The organism is Hydrogenophaga taeniospiralis, assembly GCF_020510445.1.
In the GTDB taxonomy this organism is placed as follows: domain Bacteria; phylum Pseudomonadota; class Gammaproteobacteria; order Burkholderiales; family Burkholderiaceae_C; genus Hydrogenophaga.
In genome coordinates, this window is sequence record NZ_JAHBAG010000001.1 from 1,596,457 (window position 1) to 1,614,897 (window position 18,441).

Here is an 18,441-nt window from a genome sequence, read left to right on the forward strand (position 1 = left end):
ATGGAAAACCAATGAACCGATTTCAAGTGAAAAAAGTCGCCGTGCTCGGCGCGGGCGTGATGGGCGCGCAGATCGCTGCGCACCTGGTCAACGTCAAGGTGCCTGTTGTTCTCTTTGACCTACCGGCCAAGGAAGGTCCGAAGAACGGCATCGTCACGCGCGCCATCGAGAACCTCAAAAAGCTCAAGCCCTCGCCGCTGGGTGTGGCGGCCGATGCCGATCTGATCGGCCAGGCCAACTACGAAGAGCACATGGAGCAGTTGAAAGACTGCGACCTGATCATCGAGGCCATCGCCGAGCGCATGGACTGGAAGCTCGATCTGTACACCAAGATCGCGCCCTTCATCGCCGAGCACGCCATCGTCGCGTCCAACACCTCGGGCCTGTCGATCACCAAGCTCAGCGACGTGCTGCCCGAGGCGATCAAGCCGCGCTTCTGCGGTATCCACTTCTTCAACCCGCCGCGCTATATGACGCTGGTGGAGCTGATCGCCACGCCGACCACCGAGCCGCAGATCCTCAACGACCTGGAGAGCTTCGTCACCAGCGGCCTGGGCAAGGGTGTGGTGCGCGCCAAGGACACGCCCAACTTCATCGCCAACCGCATCGGCATCGCCGGCATGCTGGCCACGATGAAAGAGGTGGAGAACTTCGGCCTGACCTACGACGTGGTCGACGACCTCACGGGCAAGCGCCTGGGCCGCGCCAGCAGCGGCACCTTCCGCACCGCCGACGTGGTGGGCCTGGACACCATGGCCCACGTGGTCAAGACGCTGCAGGACAACCTGAACGAACAGACCGACCCGTTCTACGGCAGCTTCGGCACACCGCCCGTGTTGGCCAAGCTGATCGAGATGGGGAATCTGGGCCAGAAGGCCAAGGCCGGCTTTTTCAAGAAGGTGGGCCGCGACATCCAACGCTTCGATCTGGAGAGCGGTGAGTACGTACCCGCTGGCGAGAAAGCCGACGAGGTGTATGGCCGCATGCTCAAGCGCCCGGCGGCCGAGCGCCTGAAGCTCTTGCGCAACGCCGAAGGCCCGCAAGGCCAGTTCCTCTGGGCGATCCTGCGCAACAGCTTCCACTACGCCGCCGTGCACCTGGCCACCATTGCGGACACCGCCCGCGACGTGGACCAGGCCATGCGCTGGGGCTTCGGCATGAAGCAGGGCCCGTTCGAGCTCTGGCAGGAAGCCGGCTGGCTCGAGGTGGCGAAGATGGTCCAGGAAGACATCGATGCCGGCAAGGCGCTGAGCACAGCGCCGCTGCCCGAGTGGGTGTTCAAGGGCCCGGTGGCCGAGGCCGGTGGCGTGCACACCGCGCAGGGTTCGTGGAACCCGTCCAAGGGCGTGTTCGAAACCCGCCGCAGCCTGTCGGTCTATGGGCGCCAGCACTTTCCCGAGCTGCTGCTGGGCGAAGCCGGTCCGAAGTTCGAGACCGCGGGCACCACCATCGAAGAGAACGACGCCATCCGCGTCTGGACGCTCGATGGTGAGGTGCTGATCGCCAGCATCAAGACCAAGATGCACGCCATCAGCCCCGACGTGTGCGAAGGCCTGATGGCCGCCATCGATCTGGCGGAAAAGGAATACCAGGGTCTGGTGGTCTGGTCGGGCGACGAGCCCTTCAGCGCCGGCGCCGACCTGCAGGCCATGCTGCCGGCCTTCATGGCGGTGGGCGTGAGCGCCATCGAAGACGCCGAAGGTTTCATGCAGCAGACCATGCTGCGCCTGCGATACGCCAACGTGCCGGTGGTCAGCGCCGTGCGCGGTCTGGCGCTGGGCGGCGGCTGCGAACTGGCCGTGTACAGCGCGCGCCGTGTGGTGCACATGGAGAGCTACATCGGCCTGGTGGAAGTGGGCGTGGGCCTGGTGCCCGGCGCTGGCGGCCTGACCTACATCGCCCGCCGTGCGGCCGAAAACGCGGAGACCTCCACCGGCAAGGACCTGCTGCCTTTCCTGACCGAAGGCTTCACCGCAGCGGCCATGGCCAAGGTCGGCACCAGCGCGCTGGAGTCCCGCAAGCTGGGCTACGTGCTGCACTCCGACGTGATCGTGCCGCACAAGGACGAGTTGCTGTTCGTCGCCATCAACGAAGCGAAGGCCTTGTTCAATGGCGGCTACCGCGCACCGCACAAGCGCCTGTTCCCGGTGGCCGGTCGCGACGGCAAGGCCACCATCCTGGGCAGCCTGGTCAACATGCGCGATGGCGGTTTCATCAGCCAGCACGACTTCCACATCGCTTCGCTGATCGCGGGTGTGGTGACGGGTGGCGACGTGGAGCCGGGCACGCTGGTGAACGAGGACTATCTGATGACGCTGGAGCGCCGCGCGTTCTGCTCGCTGATCGTGCATGCGAAGACGCAGGAGCGGATTCTGGGGATGTTGAACACCGGGAAACCGGTGCGGAACTGATGATGCTGTTGGTGCGCAGGCCCCCATCCCAGCGTTCCCCCAGAGGGGGAAGGAGCGAGACACCTCTCCGGAGCGCGTGTCTAGCCCCTTCCCCCACTGGGGGAAGGTAGGGATGGGGCTCGCCGCCAACCGGACAACCATGCAAAACCAGGCCACCCCCAAAGCCAGAGTCAACGCCCGCGCCTTGCGGCGGGACATGACCGACGCCGAGCGAAAGCTCTGGTCGGGGCTTCGGGGTGAGCAACTGGGTTTCAAGTTCCGCCGGCAACACCCGCTGGGCGCCTACATCGCCGACTTCGCCTGCCTCGAACCGAAGCTCATCGTTGAGCTTGATGGCTCGCAGCATGCGGACAACCAGGCCTATGACATGGCCCGGGATGCGTTCTTCATCAGCCAAGGTTTTGAGGTCTTGCGCTACGCGTCCAACGCACCGTTTCAGAACCTCGATGGCGTGCTGAGCGCCATCCTTCATCAACTCAACATGTTGGCGGGCGTTGCCCCCATCCCCGCCTTCCCCCAGAGGGGGAAGGAGCCAGACACCGCACAAGGAGCGAACCCATGAGCAAACAAATCCAAGACGCCTACATCGTCGCCGCCACCCGCACCCCCATCGGCCGTTCGCACAAGGGCTCGTTCAAGCACCTCCGTCCGGACGACCTGCTGGCCCATGCCCTGCGTTCGGCCATGGCCCAGGTGCCGGGCCTGGACCCGAAAGCCATTGAAGACGTGATCTGCGGCTGTGCCATCCCCGAAGGGCAACAGGGCCTGAACGTGGCGCGCATCGGCGCCATCCTGGCCGGCCTGCCCAACAGCGTGGGTGGCATCACCGTCAACCGCTTCTGCGCCTCCGGTCTGTCGGCCGTGCAGATGGCGGCCGACCGCATCCGCGTCGGCGAGGCCGAGGTGATGATCGCGGCCGGTGTGGAGAGCATGAGCATGGTGCCCATGATGGGCAATTCGCCCAGCCTCTCGCCCACCATCTTCACCAACACCGACGACGTGGAGAGCTACGGCATCGCCTACGGCATGGGCCTGACGGCCGAGAAAGTGGCGCAGCAGTGGAAAGTGTCGCGCGACGCGCAGGACGCGTTTGCGGTGCAGTCGCACCAGCGCGCCGTGCTGGCCATGAAGAACGGCGAGTTCAGCGACGAGATCTCGCCGGTGGAAGTGATCGAGCGCAGCGTCAATCTGGAGACCGCCGAGGTCAGCACCCGCAGCCGCATCGTCAGCCTGGACGAAGGTGCGCGCCCCGACACCTCGCTCGAAGGCTTGGCCAAGCTGCGCACCGTGTTCGCCGCGCGCGGCTCGGTGACGGCGGGCAACAGCTCGCAGACCAGCGACGGCGCCGGTGCGCTGGTTCTGGCCAGCGAGGCGGCCGTGAAACGCTACAACCTGCAGCCGCTGGCGCGCTTCGTGAGCTACGCCAGCCGTGGTGTGCCGCCCCACCTCATGGGCATCGGCCCGATCGAGGCCATCCCGGCCGCGCTGCGTTATGCGGGCCTGAAGCAGGACGACATCGACTGGTTCGAGCTCAACGAAGCCTTCGCGGCCCAGTCGCTTGCGGTGATGAACACGCTGGGTCTGGACCCGGCCAAGGTCAACCCCATGGGCGGCGCCATCGCCCTGGGCCACCCGCTGGGCGCCACCGGTGCCATCCGTTCGGCCACGGTGGTGCACGCGCTGCGTCGCCACAACAAGAAGTACGGCATGGTCACGATGTGCGTGGGCATGGGGCAGGGCGCCGCGGGCATTTTCGAACGCGTGTGACCACGCGCCCCCCCCGCGCCGCTTCGCGTCACCCCCCGAAGGGGGGCGGACACCAGCGGCCCGGCGAAGCCGGTTCCGCGGTGTCCCTGCGGTTGGGGCACTGCGCGCCGCTGCTGAGCGAACCCTACGGCCTCCCCAGCAGTAGGTACAGACCCGTGTAGCCGCGCGCGGCGTGCACCAGGCTCAGGTAGAACGGGCCGACGCCGGTGTCCGCGCCCACGAACAGGCTGGAGCCGGTGCGCAGGCCCTTCAGGCCGATATCGTGCCGGTCGGCCCAGGCGTTGCCCACTTCCAGTGAGCCGCCCGCGAACAGCGCGCGCGCCACCCCGACGCTCCAGGGCATGCGGCGGTAATAGGTCAGGCGGCCGAACAGCAGGTAGTTGCCCGTCACCTGGCCCACGCGGTAGCCCGAGAGTTGCTGGAAGCCGCCGAGCGAATACTCGTCGAGCGCGCCCAGCGGGATCTGGTTGGCGTAGGCCAGCCGCGCGCCGGCGTTCAGGGTGTGTGGTCCCCACGAGCCCACCGCGTTGAAGTTGCTGTCGAGCCGGATGAAGTCGGTGCCGACGGCACCTTCGGCGTTGCGCCGGCCCACCACCAGGTCGCTCTTGATCCGGTGGCCGGCCGAGGGGAAGTTGGCGTGGTCCAGCTGGTCGGAGATCAGCGCCATGCGAACGCCCCCCTCGCGCCAGCGCTGCGTGCTCAGGCCGGCGGTCTGGTCCACCACGCTGGCGCTCACCAGCTCCGGTTCGGCGCGCCGTGCACTGCCCGTCAGCCCCAGCCGGAACTCGCCCAGGTGGCCCTGCAGACCGATCGGCCAGCCCACGTCGACGCCGGCCTGCACCCCGCGGCGTTTGCCGGTGGCCACCGCGTCGCCCTGGGTGTCGTAGAGCTCGATGCGCTTCAGACTGGCGTCGGCCCAGGTCGCCACGAACCAGTTGGCCCGGCGGTCCAGCGGCTGGTAGAACTCGGTGAACGCGCCCAGCGTCTCGCCGAGCTGGAAGCGGTTGCGCCACTCGGCGCCGCCGCTGTTGACCCAGTGGCGGTTGTGGCTCAGGCGCAGGTTGAACGCGCCCTGGCCGTCGAAATCGGTGCGCAGGTCCAGACCGAGCCGCACGTAGTTCGGGCCCCAGCTGTTCTCGCGCAGCTGGAGCACCAGCGCCTCGTCCGAGCGGCTGCCGATGCGCTCCAGCCGGTAGTCCACCTGCTCGTAGTCGCCGGTGGCCGCGAGCTGCTGCAGGTCGCTTTCGATCCGCGGCAGGTCGATGCCCTGGTCCGGCCGGCTCTGCACCAATTGGTTCAGGCGCTGGGCGCGCGTGGCGTCCACGCCCTCGAAGCGCACGGCGCCCACATGGCCGCCGCGGGTCAGGCCGGTGTCGGCGATGGCCTGGCGCTGGGCGGCCCAGGCGGCGTACTGCGCCGGGGGCACGGCGAAACGCGCCAGCGCTTCGCGCACCGACTGCGCGTAGTCGTGGCCGATCTTCACCAGCTCGGGCGCCCGGTTGAAATCGGCCGAGGTGATCTTGCCCAGGGGCGGCGTGAGCAGCAGGTCTTCCTTGGTCAGCGTGGCGATGCTGGCCTGCACGTTCTGTTCGGTCAGGATGTTGACCATCTGGGTGGTGATGCCCAGCAGGTTGCCCAGCGTCTCGCGCCCGGCCAGCGGCGTGCCGATGTTCACGGCGATCACCACCTCGGCGCCCATGCGCCGCGCCACGTCCACCGGCAGGTTGTTCACCAGCCCGCCGTCGCCCAGGATGCGGCCGTCGAGCTCCAGCGGCGCGAACACCCCGGGAACCGACATACTGGCGCGCAGCGCGGCGGCGAGGTCACCGTGTTCCATCACCACGGCCTGGCCGGTCTCCATGTCGGTGGCCACCGCGCGAAACGGGATCGGCAGGCCGTCGAAGCTGGCCTTGTGGCGCGTGGGCAGGGTGTAGCGGCGCAGCATGGCCTCCAGCGCGCGGGTGGACACCGCGCCGCTGGGCAGGCGGAACTCGCCGTCGCGAAAACCCAGCCGCAGCACCGGCGAGAACTCGAAGTCTTCCTCTTTGCGGCGCTGCGACAGCAGTTGCCGCGGCTCGCGCGGGTCGAACAGGTCGCCCCACTCCAGCGCCAGGATCTCGTGCTCCAGCTCGTCGGCGCTCATGCCGCTGGCATACAGCCCGCCGATGATCGCGCCCATCGAGGTGCCCACGATCAGGTCCACCGGCACCTGCGCCTGTTCCAGCACCTTGAGCACCCCCACGTGCGACAGCCCACGCGCGCCACCGCCCGAAAGCACCAGGCCAACCGTGGGCCGTTTCGTCGTGGGCGCGGCGGTGGCCACGGGCGGTGCGGTGGGCTGCGGATCGGCCGCGTGCGACAGCGCGGGCAGCCACAGGCCCAGGGCCAGCAGGCCGGCGCTCAGGCAGCGGAACACGGAGGGAAAACGAGGGGGAGGCATGGGTGGAACCTATCGTGAAAGGCGCGGCCTGCGAGAGGCCCGGGCAGCGGCGTGGGCCCGCTTGCGCGAAGTGTAGGCCGCGGCCACGGGCCTTGTCGCGCAGTGGGCAGCGCACTCCAGACAATGCGGGCGGATCGTGGTAATTTGGCGGCCCTGCGCACCTGCCCGCACCGTCGGCCCACCGAAGGGCGCCGGGCCCGCGATTCCCCGCACAACCCACACGGACCCCTCCATGAGCGACATCCTCGTCCACACCGAAGACGGCGTCACCACGCTGACCTTCAACCGCCCCGACAAGAAGAACTCCATCACCGCCGCCATGTACGCTGCGCTGGCCGATGCGCTGGCCGCCGCCGAAGCCGACCCCGCCGTGCGCTGCGTGGTGTTCCAGGGCCACGAGGCCATCTTCAGCGCCGGCAACGACATCGCCGACTTCCTCAACGCCCCACCGGCCACGCAGGACTCGCCGGTGTTCCGCTTCCTGCGCGGCATCGCGCTGTTTCCAAAGCCCGTCATCGCCGCCGTCTGCGGCCCGGCCGTGGGCATCGGCACCACCCTGCTGTTCCACTGCGACCTGGTCTACGCCGGCGACAACGCCGCGTTTTCCATGCCCTTCGCGAACCTGGGCCTGTGCCCCGAAGCGGCCTCCAGCCTGCTGGTGCCGCAGATGCTGGGTTACCACCGGGCCGCCGAAGCCCTGCTGCTGGGCGAGCCCTTCATGGCCGAGGCCGCGCTCGAAGTGGGCCTGGTCAACCGCGTGCTGCCGCCGCTGGAAGCCGCGGGCTACGCCCAGTCCGTGGCGCGCAAGCTCGCCGCCAAGCCCCTGAGCTCGCTCATCGAAACCAAACGGCTCATGAAAAAAGGCCAGACCGAGCAGGTGCTGGCACAGATGGCCGAAGAGGGCGCCAGCTTTGGCCGCATGCTGCGCGAGCCCGCGGCCAAGGAAGCCTTCACCGCCTTCATGGAACGCCGCAAGCCGGACTTCTCGAAGGTCTGAGGTCGCCTAAGCGGGCGTTGATGCCACGATGTGCAGCGCGAGCTGCCACAGCGCCAGCCGGTGCGCGGCGGCCAGTGCGTCGACCGAGGCATCGGCCAGCGGGATGTGGATGTCGGCCTGACCGAGCGCGGGCGCGGTGCCGCCCGGGCGGGAGTCGGTCAGCCACCAGCGCGCCTGCAGGCGCAGCGTGTGGCGCCCGGCGTCGGCTATCAGGGTGACGATCTCCACCCGCAAGCGCCGCGCGGGGTTCACCCCGGGCGGCACGGGGGCCCGCCAGACCAGGCCCGGCCCGCGCAACACCGCCAGGTCGGCCACCAGCAGGCGTGGGATGGCGTCGCGCAGCGGCTCCACCCAGCGGTGGCCGGTCAGCGGTTCCAGTCCGGCCGCGCCGCTGGCGACCACCAGGGTTTCGCGGTCCAGAGCGCCCGGCAGGCCCACCGTGCTGGCCACTTCCCACAGCACCCCGTCGCCCGCCCGCGCCGCGGGCACCGGCCCCGGTGGCTGGCTGCGCAGTTCGTACCAGCGCGTGGCCGCCGGCGGGCGGGCGCATGCCGTCAACAGCCAGGGCGCCGCCCCCAGGCCCACCAGGCCGGCCAGTGCGAGCCGGCGCTTCATGGCTTCACCTCCTCACGGCCGCGCAGCAGCGCGTCGGGCTGTTGCTCCAGCGTCTCGGCCAGGTCGCGCAGCGCGCGGGCCGCGCGGGACAAGTCCTCCAGGGCCCGGTCGGCCCCGACCATGAGCCCCGAGTCGCCCGCGGTGGCTTCGCGCAGCGCCGCCGCGGTGCGCCCCACCTCGTCGGCGGCGCGCTGCAGGTTGCTCACCAGCGGCGCGTCAGGCGCCAGCAGCTCGGACACGCGATCCGAGGTGTGGCCCACCCTGGCGGCGTTCTGGTTCACCGATCGCGCGGACGCACCCACGGCGTCCATGGCCTGGCGCGTGGCGGCCAGCGAGCGCTGCAGTTCGTCGGCCAGCGGGTCCATGCGCTGGTCCAGGCGCGACGACATGCGCTTGAGCGACGCGGTGATGGCGGCCAGATCGTCCAGGGCCTGCTTGAGCTGCGGGCCCGACACGATGGTCCGGGCCGAGGACGCGATGGCCGCCAGGTCGTCGGCAATGGCGCGGAAGTCCATGCCTTCGAGCTGCTCCCGCAGGTTCTGGATGGCGGTGACCGTGGTGGGGATTTCGGTGACGCCCTGGTAGGTGCCGCGCACGCTGCTCTCGCGCTGCGGGCGCAGATCGAGGTCCACGTACAGCAGGCCGGTGAGCAGGCTCTGCGTGGCCAGCTGCGCGCTCAGCCCCCGCTTGATCAGGGCGGGCAGCGCCAGGCCCACGTCCACGTCGGCGCGCTTGCCGTCGAGCCCGCCGACGGCGTTGCTGTCGAGCGCGGCGACCACGGGGATGGAAAAGCTGTCGGTGGCGCGGTCGTAGAACACGTCGATCGACTCGACACTGCCGACCCGCACGCCCCGAAACACCACGGGCGCCCCCACCTGCAAGCCATAGACCGATCCACTGAAATGCATGACGACGCGCTCCTGGCTGGTGAAAAAGCGGTTGCCCGCGAGGGCAATGATGGCGGTGGCGATCAGGGCCAGGCCGGCCACCACGAAGCCGCCGATCAGCGCGGCGTTGGCCTTGCGTTTCATGCGCGTTCCTCCGCAGCGCCGCGGCGCAGGAACTGCTGAACGCCTTCCGGGCCTTCGCGCATGAGATCGCGCGGCGGCCCCAGCGCGGTCATGGTGCGCGTCTGGGCGTCGAGAAACAACAGGCGGTCGGCCAGGGCAAAGATGCTGTCCAGCTCATGGCTGACCATCACGACCGTGGTGCCCAGGTCGTCGCGCAGGTGCCGGATGAGTTCGTCCAGGTTTGCCGAGGTCAGCGGGTCCAGGCCCGCGGAGGGTTCGTCCAGAAACAGCAAGGGCGGGTTCAGGGCCAGCGCCCGCGCGATGGCGGCGCGCTTCTTCATGCCGCCGCTGAGCGCGGCGGGCTCCACGTCGAAGCTGCCGGCCAGCCCCACGAGCGCCAGCTTGAAGCGCGCTTCCTGTTCGCATTCGGCCGCGCCCATGTCGGTGAACACCTGCATCGGCAACATCACGTTTTCGCCCACGGTCATGCTGCTCCACAAGGCGCCGGCCTGGAAGGTGACGCCGAACGCCTGCATCAGCGTGCGCTGGGTCGCGGTGTCCGCCGCGTACAGGTCGCGCTCGCCGTAGAGCACCTGGCCCGCCGCCGGCACCTGCAGGCCGATGAGGTGGCGCATCAGCGTGCTCTTGCCGCAGCCACTGCCGCCGGCGATGGCCAGCACCTCGCCGGGCAGCACGTCGAACGTGAGGTCGTGCTGAACCACGTTGTCGCCGAAGGCCATGGTGAGTTCGCGCGCCCGCACCAGAGGGGCCTGCGCGCCGGCCTGGGCGGCGCGGGCTGGTTCTGTTGCGGAAGGCGGGTGGGCGAATTCGGTCATCAGACATCCAGACGTTGAAACACCACGGTGAGCACGGAGGCCGCCACGACGATCCAGACGATCGCTTGTACCACCGACGCGGTGGTGGCGTCGCCCACGGCCTGCGCGCTGCGCCCGGCCGCCATGCCCTGGCGGCAGCCGGCCAGCGCCACCAGCGCGGCGTACACCGTGCCCTTGATCAGCCCCACCAGCACGTGGGGCAGCGTCAGCGACTCCACGCTGGCATACACGTATTCCAACGGCGTGACGCCATAGATGACCACGGCCACCAGCCAGCCCACCGCCATGCCCACCACGGCACCAAAGGCCGTGAGCATGGGGCCCACGATGAGCAGCGCCAGCACACGCGGCAACACCAGAAAGTCGAACGGGTTCACACCCAGGGTGGTCAGCGCGTCGATCTCTTCGTTGGCGCGCATGCTGCCGATCTGCGCCGCGAAAGCCGCACCCACGCGACCGGCCAGCACGATGCCCACCAGCAGGGCCGCCACCTCGCGCACCACGCCCACCGTGACCAGGTCGGCAATGTAGGTCTGGGCGCCGAAGCGTTGCAGCTGCGCGGCGCCCATGTAGGCCACGATCAGGCCCACGAGAAAACTCACCAGCGCCACGATGGGCAGGCTGCGCGGCCCGGTCTGTTCGATCTGCCACATCAGGTCCGACGCGCGCATGTCGCTGGCCCCGCGCAGCCAGCGGCCCAGCGAGAACAGCACCTCGCCCACGAAGGTGAGCGACTGACGGCGCGTGTCCCAGGAGCCCATGGCGCGCGCACCCACACGGGTCACGAGCCCGGGCGGCGGGTTGTCGTCCGCGGCCTCTTGCGCCGGTGGCGCGGCATTCAGGGCCAGCGCCAGGATCTCCTGCAGGCCCTGGGGCAGGCCCTGCAGATCCACCGACACCTCGCGGCGCACCAGGGGCTCCAGCTGCTGCCACAAGCGCCCGGCGAGCACGGCGTCCCACGAGTGCAGCGCCGGGGCCGTCACCGCCACCGGGCCCGCGAGGTCTGGAGCGGGCAGGTCGGGCAAGGCACCGCGGTGCCCGCGCCATTCACCGCTGAGCTCCAGCACCCACGCCTCGCCCTTCGAGAGCCAGCGTGCCCCGGGAGGCTGCGTCTCGTCGTTCACCGCCATCGTGTCCGACGAGGCGTTTCCACTGGGGGCATGGCGCATGAAAAAAACCGCCTCTTTGTTGGAGTTTCGAGTTCGCCCGACCGCGCCGTCTGTGCGTTGGCGAACGAAGGATGACAGGCCCGGCTCCTATGATCAAGTCGCAACCATCCCGTCGGAACCCCGCGCCGTTGGCGCGGTTCCAAACGCATGTGAACACATCACCTCACGCTCCCCCTGCGCCGCCCCCGGCTCCCGAGCGGAACCGGGCGGTCTGGGCCCGTCGGCCCGCCCTGTGGGCTTCGGCGGGTGTGGCCGGCCTGCTGGTGGCCCTGGTCGTGGTGGGCGAGGTGGCCGGCTGGCCGTTCTTGCGGCAGCCGCTGGAGCGCGCCATGGCGCGCGGGGCCAACGTGCCCGTGCAGTTGCAGGGCGCGGTGAAACTGCACCTCATCTGGCGGCCGCGGCTGGAAGTCGAACACCTGCACATCGCCTCCGATCCCCGCTTCAAGGCCCCGCACCTGCTGGACGCGCAACGCGTCACCCTGGCCTGGCGCTGGGGCGATGTGTGGCGCTGGCGGCGGGGCGACACCCTGCACCTGCAAGCCCTGCGCGCGGACGTGCTCGACGCGCATCTGGTGCGCAGCGCCGACGGCGCGGCCAACTGGCGGTTGGGTGCCAAAGAAGCACCGCCGGAAAAAGCCGACGCTTCGGCCGAGGCGGCGTTGCCGAGTTTCGGAAACCTGACCGTGGGCCAGGGCCAGATCGCCTGGGTCGATGCCCTGCAGGACGCGGACGTGGCCGTGCGGGTGCGGGGCAGCGAAGGCAGCGCCGCGAGCGGCCCCGGCACGGGCTACACAGCCTCACTCACCGGGCGCTACCGCGCCTTGCCGCTCAAGCTGGACGTGCGCGCTGGCAGCACGCTGCCCCTGCTGCAGGACCCAGACAGCGCTGCCAGCGCCCCCTGGGTGCCGGTCATGATCAAGGGCACGGTCGCGTCCACCCGCGTGCTGTTCGACGGCCAGGCCGCTTCGCTGCTGGGCACGCCGCGCATGCAGGGCAGGGTGGAAGTGGCCGGCCCCTCGCTGGCGGACGTGGCCAAACCCCTGGGGCTGACCCTGCCGCGAACACCGGCCTTCGATCTGCGCGGCGAACTGCAGCAGGACGCCGGCGTCTGGCGGCTGAAGACGACGCGCGCCCACATCGGCAGCAGCCGCCTCCAGGGCGATCTGCAATACCAACAGCGCACCCAGCCGCCGCGCCTTACCGGCACGCTCACCGGCCCCAAGCTCGCCCTGGCCGATCTGGGACCGGCCATCGGCGGTGGCGGCAAGGCGGCGCCTGCCGGCACGCCAACAGGCCGCGCCTTGCCGCAACGCCGCTTCGACCTGCCCTCGCTCAAAGCCATGGACGCCGATGTGCAAGTGGCGATCCAGGAGCTGGACTTCGGCACCCAGGCCATGGCGCCCCTGCGGCAGCTCAAAACCCGCGTGCTCCTGGACGATGGCGTGTTGCGGCTGGAGGACTTGCAGGCCGCGGTGTCGGGCGGACAGGTCAAGGGCATGACGGCGCTGGACAGCAACGCCAACCCCGCGAAATGGGAGGCCCGCCTGGCGTTCGAAGGCATCGACATGGCGGGCTGGATCCGGGGGCTGCGCGCCGATTCGGCCGAAGGCAAAGCCCCGCCCGCCACCGCAACGGCCGCGCTCAAGCGCGAGCGTCAAGCGGCCCGCCAGGGCGGAGAGCAGCCGGTGCAGGCCTACCTCACGGGCGAGCTCTTTGGCAACCTGCACCTGCGGGGAGCCGGCAACTCGACGGCGGACATCCTGGGCTCGGCCGACGGCCCGCTTAAGCTCGCGCTGCGCGAAGGCACCCTGTCGCACCTGATCACCGAAGCCATGGGCCTCGACCTCGCCCAGGCCCTGCAAGTGGTGATCACCGGGGACCGGCCGCTGCCCCTGCGCTGCGCCCGGTTCGATCTGGTGGCGCGCAACGGCGTCGTCCGGCCCACCCTGGCCGTGATGGACAACCGGGACAGCACGGTGTGGATCACCGGCCAGGTCAGCCTTCGCGACGAATCGCTGGACTTGCACGTGGTCACGCGGCCCAAGGACTGGTCTTTGCTGTCGCTGAGAACGCCCGTCACCGTGACCGGCACGCTGGCCGACCCGGTCGTGGGCATCGAGCCCAAACGGCTCGCCGGGCGCGTGCTCGGTGCGCTGGCCCTGGGGGCGGCGGCAGGCCCCGCGGCGGCCATCCTGCCGCTGCTCGAAACCGGCAGCGCCCGCGCCAAGGACCCGTGCAACCCGCCCGCCGCGGCGGGCGCGCCCCGTTCGCCTTCGACCCCGGCCCCGGCCCAAAAGCCGCGTTGATCGGGCGCCGCGTTCGCGCCCGGTTTCACTGGCGCTGAAACATCACCAGCGCGTCGGTGTCGCCGGTGGGCCAGACACTTCTACTTAGTTGTTTTCGTTATAAACAACTGAGAACGTATTCGTTCCAGTTTCGTTGCTGGCGTTTCATGATCCGCTCCGTTGTCAACAGATCCCCGGAGAAAACCCATGAAAACCCGCCGCAACTTCACCACGGCCTTGATCACCGCTACCCTGGCCGTCGCCGCCTGGCCCGCGCTCGCGCAGCCAGCCCCCATCACCCTGCTCAACGTGTCCTACGACCCGACGCGCGAGCTCTACGGGGAATACAACGCCGCGTTCACCAAACACTGGAAGGCCAAGACGGGCCAGGACGTGACCATCAAGCAGAGCCACGGTGGCTCCGGCAAACAGGCCCGTTCCATCATCGACGGCCTGGACGCCGACGTGGCCACCCTGGCCCTGGCCGGCGACACCGACGCGCTGCACAGCAACGGCGGCTGGATCCCCAAGGACTGGCAGAAACGCCTGCCGCTCAACAGCTCGCCCTACACCTCCACCATCGTGTTGGTGACCCGCGCGGGCAACCCGAAAAACATCAAGGACTGGGACGATCTGATCCGTCCGGACGTGAAGGTCATCACCCCCAACCCCAAGACCTCGGGCGGCGCGCGCTGGAACTACCTGGCCGCCTGGGAATTCGCCAAGCGCAAGTACGGCAGCGAGGCCAAGGCCCAGGAGTTCGTGGCCAAGCTCTACGCCAACGTGCCCGTGCTCGACTCGGGCGCGCGCGGCTCGTCCATCACCTTCGCCCAGCGCGCCCAGGGCGACGTGTTCATCTCCTGGGAAAACGAGGCCTACCTGCTGGAGAAAGAGTTCGGCAACAAGGTGGACTTCGTCTACCCCTCGCTGTCCGTTCTGGCCGAGCCGGCCGTGACCGTGGTCGACAAGAACGTGGACAAGAAGGGCACACGCGCCGTGGCCGAGGCCTATCTGCAGTTCCTCTACACCGAAGAGGCGCAGGACATCATCGGCAAGCACTTCTACCGCCCGACCTCGGCCAAGGCCCAGGCGAAGTACGCCAAGCAGCTGCCCACGCTCAAGCTGTTCAAGATCGAAGAGGCGTTCGGCGGCTGGGAGCAGGCGGCCAAGGTGCATTTCGTCGATGGCGGTACGTTCGACCAGATCTACTCACGCGCCAAATGAGGGCCGCCCGCATTCTCATCGTGCCGGGTTGGCGCAACTCCGAGCCCGCGCACTGGCAAAGCCTCTGGGCTGATCGACTGCCCAACGCCCGCCGGGTGGAGCAGGGCGACTGGCTGTTCCCACGCCGGCAGGACTGGGTGGGTCGGCTCGCCGATGACATCCTCGCTTGCCGGGGCGAACGGGTCGTGCTGGTGGCGCACAGCCTGGGCTGCATGGCGGTGGCCCATCTGCCGCCAGAGGCCGCGGCGCGCACGAGCGCTGCGCTGCTGGTGGCGCCGGCCGACCCCGAGCGGCGGGCCCAACTGACCGACTTTGCACCGGTGCCGTACCAGCGTCTGCCTTACCGCAGCATCCTGGTGGCCAGCAGCAACGACCCGTATTGCCCGGTGCGGCTGGCCGGCGCTTATGCCCGGGCCTGGGGCAGCGAGTTCGTGCGGCTGGAGAACGCGGGCCACATCAACGTCGCGTCCGGCTTCGGTGAATGGCCGCAGGGCCTGCAACTGCTGGCGCAGCTGGGCGTGGACGTGGACCCGGCCGAATGGTTGCGGCGCGCGGCATGACATGACACCCCACCCCCCGCGCCGCTTCGCGTCACCCCCCTCAAGGGGGGCGGCACTGGCGGCCCGGCAAAGCCGGTTCCGCGGTGCCCTTGGCTTGGGGCACGTCGCGCCGGGTTGGTTTCGCTTTATTGGATCTCCCATGACTTCTGCTGTGCTGCCCCCAGGGGCAGCTTCTTCTTCCGCTTCGCCGCGCCGCACGCCGGTGCGCGTGCTGCCCGGCTTCAACCTCACGCTGGGCTTCACGGTGTTTTACCTGTGCCTGATCGTGCTGATCCCGCTCTCGGCGCTGATCTTCAAGACCTTCACGCTGACCGGGCCGCAGTTCTGGGAGGCGGTCACCGGGCCGCGCGTGCTGGCCTCGTACCGGCTCACGTTCGGCGCGTCGTTCATCGCGGCGCTGGTCAACGTGGTGTTCGGCCTGCTGGTGGCCTGGGTGCTGGTGCGCTACAGCTTCCCCGGCAAGAAGATCGTGGACGCGCTGGTGGACCTGCCGTTCGCGCTGCCCACCGCCGTGGCCGGCATTTCGCTCACCGCGCTGCTGGCCGGCAACGGCTGGATCGGCTCGCTGCTGGAGCCGCACGGCATCCAGCTCGCCTTCAACCCCAACGGCATCGTGATCGCGCTGATCTTCATCGGCCTGCCGTTTGTGGTGCGCACCGTGCAGCCGGTGCTGGAAGACGCCGAGAAGGAGCTGGAAGAGGCCGCCACCTGCCTGGGCGCCACGCGCTGGCAGACCTTCAGCCGCGTGATCTTCCCGAGCATCGCGCCCGCGTTGCTGACCGGTTTTGCCATGGCCTTCGCCCGCGCCGTGGGTGAATACGGCTCGGTCATCTTCATCGCCGGCAACATGCCCATGGTGTCCGAGATCACGCCGCTGATCATCATCAGCAAGCTGGAGCAGTACGACTACGCCGGCGCCACCGCGGTGGCCACGGTGATGCTGGTGATCTCGTTTGTGCTCCTGCTCGTGATCAATGGATTACAGGGCTGGCAGCGCAAGCGCTCTGCGGGGAATTCGCAATGAACTCGCAGAACAACATCCGCACCTGCAAACGCGGCACCACCGAAGCGCCCTGGGTGCGCTACACGCTCACCGGCGTCGCGCTGGTCTTCATGTTCCTGTTTCTTGTGCTGCCGCTGGCGGCCGTGGCCACCGAGGCCCTGCGCAAGGGCTGGGGCGCCTACGCCGAAGCGCTCCGGGAGCCCGACGCCTGGTCCGCCATCCGCCTGACCTTCATCACCGCCCTGGTGGCCGTGCCGCTGAACCTGGTGTTCGGCGTGGCGGCGGCCTGGTGCATCGCGAAGTACGAGTTCAAGGGCAAGTCCTTCCTGACCACGCTGATCGACCTGCCGTTCTCGGTGTCGCCCGTGGTGGCCGGTTTGATCTACGTGCTGGTGTTCGGCGCGCAGGGCTGGTTCGGTCCCTGGCTGGCCGAGCACGACATCAAGATCGTGTTCGCCGTGCCCGGCATCATCCTGGCCACCATCTTCGTCACCTTCCCCTTCATCGCGCGCGAGCTGATCCCGCTGATGCAGGCGCAGGGCAACGACGAGGAGCAGGCGGCCCAGGTGCTCGGCGCCACCGGCTGGCAGACCTTCTGGTACGTGACTCTGCCCAACATCCGGTGGGGCCTGATCTACGGCGTGATCCTGTGCAACGCGCGGGCCATGGGCGAGTTCGGCGCGGTCTCGGTGGTGTCGGGCCACATCCGCGGCCAGACCAACACCATGCCGCTGCACGTGGAGATCCTCTACAACGAATACCAGTCGGTGGCCGCGTTCGCCGTGGCCTCTCTGCTGGCCTTGCTGGCGCTGGTCACGCTGGCCATCAAGTCGGTGGCCGAGTGGCGCATGGAGCGCTCCCTCTTGCTCCCTATCCCGCTGGGAGAGGGCTGGGGTGAGGGCTCTCCCCCTGGCCATTTCCCTTCACGCGAGCCCCTCACCCCCACCCTCTCCCCAGAGGGGCGAGGGGGTAAGAAGGCTCCATCCCTCTCCCCAAAGGGGCGAGGGAGTCAAACCCCGGCCATCTCATGAGCATTGAAATCCGCAACGTCAACAAGCACTTCGGCAGCTTCCAAGCCCTGCGCGACGTCAACCTCGACATCGCCTCGGGCGAGCTGCTCGCGCTGCTCGGCCCCTCGGGCTGCGGCAAGACCACGCTGCTGCGCATCATCGCCGGGTTGGAAACGCCCGACACCGGCAGCATCCTGTTTGCAGGCGAAGACACCACCGACGTGCACGTGCGCGAGCGCAACGTGGGCTTCGTGTTCCAGCACTACGCGTTGTTCCGCCACATGAGCGTGTTCGAGAACGTGGCCTTCGGCCTGCGCGTGAAGCCGCGCGGCGAGCGCCCGAGCGAGGCTCAGATCAAGGCGAAGGTGACCGACCTGCTCAAGCTGGTGCAGCTCGACTGGCTGGCCGACCGCTACCCCTCGCAGCTCTCGGGCGGCCAGCGCCAGCGCATCGCGCTCGCGCGCGCCCTCGCGGTCGAACCCCAGGTGCTGCTGCTCGACGAGCCCTTCGGCGCGCTCGATGCCAAGGTGCGCAAGGAACTGCGCCGCTGGTTGCGCCGCCTGCACGACGAACTGCACGTCACCAGCATCTTCGTCACCCACGACCAGGAAGAGGCGCTGGAGGTGGCCGACCGCGTGGTGCTGATGAACCGGGGCGTGGTGGAGCAGAGCGGTTCGCCGCAGGACGTGTGGGACCACCCGGCCAGCCCGTTCGTCTACGGCTTCCTGGGCGACGTGAATCTGTTCCATGGCCGTGCGCACGAGGGCCTGTTGCACCTGGACGGTGTGGCGATCGACACGCCCGAACACGCCGGGGCACAGAACGCGCAGGCCTTCGCCTACGTGCGCCCGCACGACCTGGACGTGCAGCGCCACACGCCGGGCGCCAGCGGCATCGTGGCCACGCTCAGCCGCGCCGTCGTGGTCGGCCCCATCGCGCGGCTGGAGCTGTTGCCGGTGGAGAGCAACCAGCCCGCCGGCCACGACCCGCTGATCGAGGCGCAGATTCCCGCGCAGCAGTTTCGCGAACTGGGCCTGCAGGAAGGCGAGACGCTGGTCGTGTCACCGCGCAAGGCGCGCGTGTTTTTGCAACCGCAGGTCGATCTTTGACGGGC

At 69.1% G+C, this 18,441-nt stretch carries 15 protein-coding genes; 10 read left to right on the forward strand and 5 right to left on the reverse strand.

Features of this window, described 5'->3' with window-relative positions:
- The first annotated feature begins 11 nt into the window (after positions 1 to 11).
- The 3 genes from KIH07_RS07755 (at position 12) to KIH07_RS07765 (ending at position 4,178) form a co-directional block, all read left to right on the forward strand.
- Entirely contained in the window at positions 12 to 2,411 is a 2,400-nt protein-coding gene (locus KIH07_RS07755; RefSeq protein ID WP_226491419.1) for a 3-hydroxyacyl-CoA dehydrogenase/enoyl-CoA hydratase family protein, read from the forward strand.
- Positions 2,412 to 2,523: 112 nt separating this feature from the next.
- The gene (locus KIH07_RS07760; protein ID WP_226491420.1) at positions 2,524 to 2,973 is read left to right on the forward strand and encodes an endonuclease domain-containing protein; all 450 of its coding nucleotides are present in this window, start codon (positions 2,524 to 2,526) and stop codon (positions 2,971 to 2,973) included.
- Entirely contained in the window at positions 2,970 to 4,178 is a 1,209-nt protein-coding gene (locus KIH07_RS07765) for an acetyl-CoA C-acyltransferase (protein WP_226491421.1), read from the forward strand. Before KIH07_RS07760 ends, KIH07_RS07765 begins: the two co-directional genes overlap by 4 nt.
- A 124-nt stretch (positions 4,179 to 4,302) precedes the next feature.
- On the opposite strand, the gene KIH07_RS07770 is transcribed toward KIH07_RS07765, so the two are convergent.
- The gene (locus KIH07_RS07770; RefSeq protein WP_226491422.1) at positions 4,303 to 6,618 is read right to left on the reverse strand and encodes a patatin-like phospholipase family protein; all 2,316 of its coding nucleotides are present in this window, start codon (positions 6,616 to 6,618) and stop codon (positions 4,303 to 4,305) included.
- A gap of 232 nt (positions 6,619 to 6,850) precedes the next feature.
- On the opposite strand from KIH07_RS07770, the gene KIH07_RS07775 reads away from it, so the two are divergent.
- A complete protein-coding gene (locus KIH07_RS07775; protein WP_226491423.1) occupies positions 6,851 to 7,615 on the forward strand; it encodes an enoyl-CoA hydratase in 765 nt (254 codons plus the stop codon).
- Positions 7,616 to 7,621: 6 nt separating this feature from the next.
- Here KIH07_RS07775 and KIH07_RS07780 read toward each other — a convergent pair whose 3' ends face one another.
- From KIH07_RS07780 to KIH07_RS07795, 4 genes are read right to left on the reverse strand one after another with little or no spacing between them, the layout of a single operon-like run.
- Positions 7,622 to 8,230, reverse strand: coding sequence for a membrane integrity-associated transporter subunit PqiC (locus tag KIH07_RS07780; protein WP_226491424.1), 609 nt, complete (start codon positions 8,228 to 8,230; stop codon positions 7,622 to 7,624).
- Positions 8,227 to 9,261 carry an MlaD family protein gene (locus tag KIH07_RS07785; RefSeq protein WP_226491425.1) on the reverse strand — a complete coding sequence of 345 codons (1,035 nt, stop codon included), beginning with the start codon at positions 9,259 to 9,261 and terminating at the stop codon, positions 8,227 to 8,229. Before KIH07_RS07785 ends, KIH07_RS07780 begins: the two co-directional genes overlap by 4 nt.
- Positions 9,258 to 10,076, reverse strand: coding sequence for an ABC transporter ATP-binding protein (locus KIH07_RS07790; protein ID WP_226491426.1), 819 nt, complete (start codon positions 10,074 to 10,076; stop codon positions 9,258 to 9,260). The genes KIH07_RS07785 and KIH07_RS07790 overlap by 4 nt, the downstream gene beginning before the upstream one ends.
- A complete protein-coding gene (locus KIH07_RS07795; protein WP_226491427.1) occupies positions 10,076 to 11,245 on the reverse strand; it encodes an MlaE family ABC transporter permease in 1,170 nt (389 codons plus the stop codon). Before KIH07_RS07795 ends, KIH07_RS07790 begins: the two co-directional genes overlap by 1 nt.
- A gap of 149 nt (positions 11,246 to 11,394) precedes the next feature.
- On the opposite strand from KIH07_RS07795, the gene KIH07_RS25465 reads away from it, so the two are divergent.
- The 6 genes from KIH07_RS25465 (at position 11,395) to KIH07_RS07825 (ending at position 18,436) form a co-directional block, all read left to right on the forward strand.
- Positions 11,395 to 13,551, forward strand: coding sequence for an AsmA family protein (locus tag KIH07_RS25465; protein ID WP_226491428.1), 2,157 nt, complete (start codon positions 11,395 to 11,397; stop codon positions 13,549 to 13,551).
- A gap of 186 nt (positions 13,552 to 13,737) precedes the next feature.
- On the forward strand, positions 13,738 to 14,754 hold the full coding sequence (locus tag KIH07_RS07805) for a sulfate ABC transporter substrate-binding protein (protein ID WP_226491429.1): 1,017 nt from the start codon (positions 13,738 to 13,740) through the stop codon (positions 14,752 to 14,754).
- The gene (locus tag KIH07_RS07810; RefSeq protein ID WP_226491430.1) at positions 14,751 to 15,314 is read left to right on the forward strand and encodes an RBBP9/YdeN family alpha/beta hydrolase; all 564 of its coding nucleotides are present in this window, start codon (positions 14,751 to 14,753) and stop codon (positions 15,312 to 15,314) included. Before KIH07_RS07805 ends, KIH07_RS07810 begins: the two co-directional genes overlap by 4 nt.
- 139 nt (positions 15,315 to 15,453) lie before the next feature.
- A complete protein-coding gene (gene cysT, locus KIH07_RS07815; protein WP_226491431.1) occupies positions 15,454 to 16,338 on the forward strand; it encodes a sulfate ABC transporter permease subunit CysT in 885 nt (294 codons plus the stop codon).
- Positions 16,335 to 17,348, forward strand: coding sequence for a sulfate ABC transporter permease subunit CysW (gene cysW / locus KIH07_RS07820; RefSeq protein WP_226491432.1), 1,014 nt, complete (start codon positions 16,335 to 16,337; stop codon positions 17,346 to 17,348). The genes cysT and cysW overlap by 4 nt, the downstream gene beginning before the upstream one ends.
- Positions 17,345 to 18,436: a sulfate/molybdate ABC transporter ATP-binding protein gene (locus KIH07_RS07825; RefSeq protein ID WP_226491433.1), complete on the forward strand. Its 1,092-nt coding sequence runs from the start codon at positions 17,345 to 17,347 to the stop codon at positions 18,434 to 18,436. Before cysW ends, KIH07_RS07825 begins: the two co-directional genes overlap by 4 nt.
- Positions 18,437 to 18,441: the final 5 nt, after the last annotated feature.